The organism is Ruminococcus sp., from assembly GCF_024684275.1.
Genome location: NZ_JAIKXF010000004.1, coordinates 1 through 4,597, shown reverse-complemented (window position 1 = coordinate 4,597; position 4,597 = coordinate 1). Strand labels below are relative to the sequence as shown.

Genomic DNA, 4,597 nt, shown 5'->3' with positions numbered 1-4,597 from the left:
CTCTGCTTCGCGGAGCGACTGATACTCTCTCGGACATCTTATTTTCAGAGTAACGATGGTACCCTCGCTTAATTCGTCTATCATTGCTTTGTTTCTTTCAATTTTCTTCTTTTCTGCGGCGTCGGCTCCATCGTCAGCTGTTAGCGGTACGACTAAATGCAGTATCCGTGACGGATACCATGTGGAATATACGCCGCCGACCTTTGGAATAGCTTCAATGCGGAATTCTCCGTCAAAATCGTAAGCATTGTATATACATATGTTCTTCAGCTCATACTCATACATTTGCTGCTGTGTTGTCTGAGCACTTGCGCTGAATATGTCAGAGCTGCTCTTTGGAAGATAGCCTGCGGTGCCTATAGTGAGCGCAAGACTCATGATGCCTGCTGTGATCTTGGTAAAATTTTTCATGTTTCTCATAATACATTACTCCTCCCGTACTTTAATGAAGTTATGAGTTAAATCCCATGATTTCAGTATATCACCCTGTTTTTTGACTGTCAATCCAAAGGGTGCAGCTGCGCTAAAAAACGGCATTTAGACTAATTTGTGCAGAATTTTTATGTGATAATGCATAAAATGATAGTGTAGTTTTCATAATAAAAAGCGCTGTGTTTTAACAAAAAATGCATTTGTTAAAAGATTACTATGCAACAGAAAAGCTCCGCGGATACGGAGCTTTTCTAAGTCTGTTCTGTTACTCAAATGAGGAGATCATGTGGAGAAGATACTGCTGTATACGCAGTGCGTCGCCTGTGGTAAGTCCCTTGCTGCCCGTATCGACATCGGCGTTTGCGTATCCCTGCTGTGTCAAAGCGTCCTTGTCAGTGCCGCCTATACCGTATTTGTTAGGATTTGCAAGTGCCTGCATTATCAGCACGGCGTCAGACATATCTATCTCACCGTCACAGTTTGCGTCACCGGGCTTTGTCGGCTGTGGTGAGGCTGTTGCTGTTACGGTAGGCAGAGGATAGCTTTCAAGCTCGCGGATAATGATATAATTAATGTTTATAGCCTTATCCTGTGAAACGATATCGAGTTTCAGCTTGCCCTGACTGTTCGGAGTCACTTCAGCCTTTGAAACTGTTTTTCCGTCAGTGATGCAGTCCTTCATGATACACTCCGCATTGTCTGTATCATAGTTCGTATATACAGACGGAGATGCCGAGCAGTTCCATGGGTCGCTGAAGCACATCTCAACGGAATACTTTCCCGGACGGAGAGTGAAAAGATAAGAGATGCGGCGATCAATATTGTTTTCGTACTGATTTTTGGTATAGCGGAAGGTCGCTGTTTTGTCCCTGCCGTCTGCGGTATTGTATTCATCGCACCATGTATTCGCAGTGTAAAGTCCTGAGCTCTTTGAACTGCCGCTGTACTGATCTGTGGGATCGTCCACAAGTCCCCATTCAGCGCCCGTTACTTCGTCATAGCCGTATATCTGTTCGGTCACGCTGTTGTAACAGCCAAGCTTGTCCGAACCTGTTACGGTATAAGGATCGTGGTCGCCGCAGTCAACGAAGTAGGCTATGCTGCTGTCGTACTGATAGAGAGGTCTTGCAGCTGTCATGTAGATGAAATCGCATACCTTTGCGGAGTCCTCGTCGTTGTCCGATGAGAAGCCGACTGTTACAACATCATATTCGCTGCCGTCAGAAGTTATGTGCTCCGAATATTTCTCAATAATATCGGGCGGGAGCATGATATTGACAGCGTAAACATCTTCCGTACCTGTATAGTTAAGAGTATTGCTGTAAAGGATGGTATCTCCGACAGTTATGCGTATAGTCTTATTATTGTCGGACTTGCGGAACTTTACGGTAAGATAATTGTAATCTGCTTCTTTGTCTATTGCCATGCGGTATGTGAAATAGCCGCCGCTTTTTGCGTAACGGTAGGTGCTGTCGTCGGTCACGCCCTGAGTATTTGACTCCTGCATATTGTGAAGATCATCATTTTCATACTGCCCGTAGCCTGGCTGAACGGTATCGGTAACTGTCTTTTCGCAGCGAGGCGGACGTTCGACGGAAGTATTGTCACTGCTGAAATTCCAGTAGATGCCGTACCTCTGCTCATACTGCCTGTAATGAGGTGAGAAGGTAAGGGACTGATCCGTATCCTTGAGTGTGAACTTCATTGACGAGCCGTCTCTCACAAGATGCTTGTCTATGTTCGCCATGAATGTGCTTACGGACGATCTGTTGTCCGATATATGTATGGTCTCGGACGGAGTTACCTTGTCCTTTGGGATAGTTACCCACATTCCCGTGGAGCTTGTGACCATATTCTGCCTGCCGAGCTCCGCACTGAGGACTACAGGACCGTATTTGAAGCCGTATACGGTTTTGTTGTCGGGGAGGGGATATGCTTTGACAGCTTCGGGCATGGTAAGCTCTATGACGTCTCCTGTTTTGAAGTCGCCCGTTACCTGAGCATAGCCGTTTACGGTCTTGTAGGAGTAATCCTCGCCGCCGACCTTTACCTTCATTTTTCCTGCTGTCCAGTCGGGGATACGGAAGCGGAACTCTGCCGCGCCGCTGCCGTTGATGGTGAATTTTGCCGTATCCGATTCGGGAATGGAGCTCTCCTGTGTTATCTTCATGTTCCTGTCTGCCCAGTTGAGTACCGAGCTCTGATACATATTGACGTAAAGCGTGTCATCGCTGTGCATATATATGGTATCTCCAAGCTTTGTGAAGCTCTCCATACCGCTTCCCGTACAGCACCAGAAGTGGTCGAACTCGGAGCTGTATACCTTGAAATATCCCGTTGCCATCGGCTGGAAGTAGGTGGTCATTCCCGTTTCGGGATTCTGCGAGGAAAGAATGGAGTTATAGTAAGTATTCTCGTAGAAGTCCATATATTTGCTGTCGCCTGTTATCCTGAAAAGCTCGCGGCTTAGCTTAAGCATATTGTAGGAGTTGCAGGTCTCGCAGTTGCAGTTTGTGCGCTCCTTGTCAAGGACATCGTCCATGCCGAAGTGTTCCCATTCGCTGTTGCCGCCTGTTATGTAGGTATGATGAGTTACCACCATATCCCAGAAAGCCTCCGCGTATTGCAGATAGCGTGAAGCATCGACCTTTTCGCCGTTCACGGTCTTGCCGTCGAGAGCGATATAGCGCTTCAGAGCACCGAGAAATTTAGGGATAGTTGTATTGGCGTGTTTGTTGTTGAGTACATTTGCGCCGCCCTTGAGCACAGCCTCATGAAGATTGGTCTCATCGAAATAGTGAGCTGCCGCTGCGTGTTCGTCCTTGCCTGTTATCATGTAAAGGTCGTATAGGCAGTCGTTCATGCCGCCGTATTCAATGGAAAGGACGGTATTATGCTTTCTGCTGTCCCATGTTCTGCATCGGCTGTATACCCAGTCTCCGAGAGCCGAGCCCAGTTCCTTTGCGGGCTCATAGCCTGTGGCATTGTAGATGTCAACTATTCCCGCAATGAGCTTGTGCATGGTATACCACGGTACCCACGCTTCGTTGATGATGTTTGATTTGCCTGCTTCGATATTGTCGAACTGCACCTCAACACTTGTTCCGTTTGGATGAGCAGCTGCCCATACAAAGCCTGCCTTTCCCTTTGAGTTCTTCTGACACTCGCGCAGTCCGTCCACAAGGGCATACATCTTCGAGCTTATCTCCTTGCGCTGTGAGTCGTTCAGCTCGGGGTGAAGATAAGCCTGTGCAAGCGCTGTGAGGTAGTGTCCTACGGCGTGGCCTGCGATATTTGTGTTTTCCCAGCCGCCGTAGCGCTTTGCGCCTTTGGTGCTGAGTCCTGCATTTTCGCGGAAGCCTGAAAGAAGTCTGTCATTGTCAAATGAGAGAAGATATTTCAGCTCCTTTTCAAATGCGTTCGTGCAGTATCCGTCAGTCATCGTGACGTCTGCAAGGCTGAAGCTCATGATGTCGGTATTATCCGCTGCTGAAGCTCCGAGAGTGGGAAAGCTTGCCGTAGTACAAGCCATAACAGCGGATAATCCAAATGATGTCAGACGAGACATGAATTTTGGTCTCATATGGATTCCTCCTTAAATTTTAATATCCAATAATATTCTATATTATATTTTCCCTTACAGCAACCCATAAAATAACGCAAAAGGTTGAAAATATTACGGAGCATATCCTATAGTGCAGAAACCGATACATTTTCCGAGGGTTGAACTTGTCGTGTCCGCTGCTGTAACCTCGGCATACAAAATATCATAATATATAACGTGCGGAGGCCGTCTGCACACGTTCTCCGCGCAGGAAAGGAGGACACATCAATGAAACTCGATCTTTTTGACGATATGGAAGGTCTGTTTTTCCGTGAGCGTGAAAGCTCTGCCAACACGGCGGATATGAGACCTTATTTGCAGAATAACGGGAACGGCGGAGTTTCACGCTTTCCCGAAAAAACTCCTCTCGCTATGGCGTATGTGCCATTTCAGCAGTGGGGAGAGACCTACGGCGATGATGAGGCTCTGAGCAGGGGAACACTTTTCCCCGAGCTTGATCTTCCGTTTTCGGGAGGAGGCGACAGCAGATGAATGAGCAGAAAACACTTCTCGGCAAGATAAAAAAGTATGATTTTACTCTCAAGGAGCTTGATCTGTACC

The 4,597-nt window shown here is 47.3% G+C and carries 3 protein-coding genes; 1 reads left to right on the top strand and 2 read right to left on the bottom strand.

What is annotated here, in order from left to right; translation table 11 throughout:
* Both K5677_RS00170 and K5677_RS00165 read right to left on the bottom strand, forming a co-directional pair.
* The coding region (locus tag K5677_RS00170) for a hypothetical protein (protein ID WP_296723318.1) at positions 1–420 on the bottom strand (420 nt) is incomplete at its 3' end.
* A gap of 277 nt (positions 421–697) precedes the next feature.
* Positions 698–4,015, bottom strand: coding sequence for a beta-L-arabinofuranosidase domain-containing protein (locus tag K5677_RS00165; protein ID WP_296723316.1), 3,318 nt, complete (start codon positions 4,013–4,015; stop codon positions 698–700).
* Between the two features lie 249 nt (positions 4,016–4,264).
* On the opposite strand from K5677_RS00165, the gene K5677_RS00160 reads away from it, so the two are divergent.
* Positions 4,265–4,528, top strand: a complete 264-nt coding sequence (locus K5677_RS00160) for a spore coat associated protein CotJA (RefSeq protein WP_294749934.1) — start codon at positions 4,265–4,267, stop codon at positions 4,526–4,528.
* Positions 4,529–4,597 lie beyond the last annotated feature (69 nt).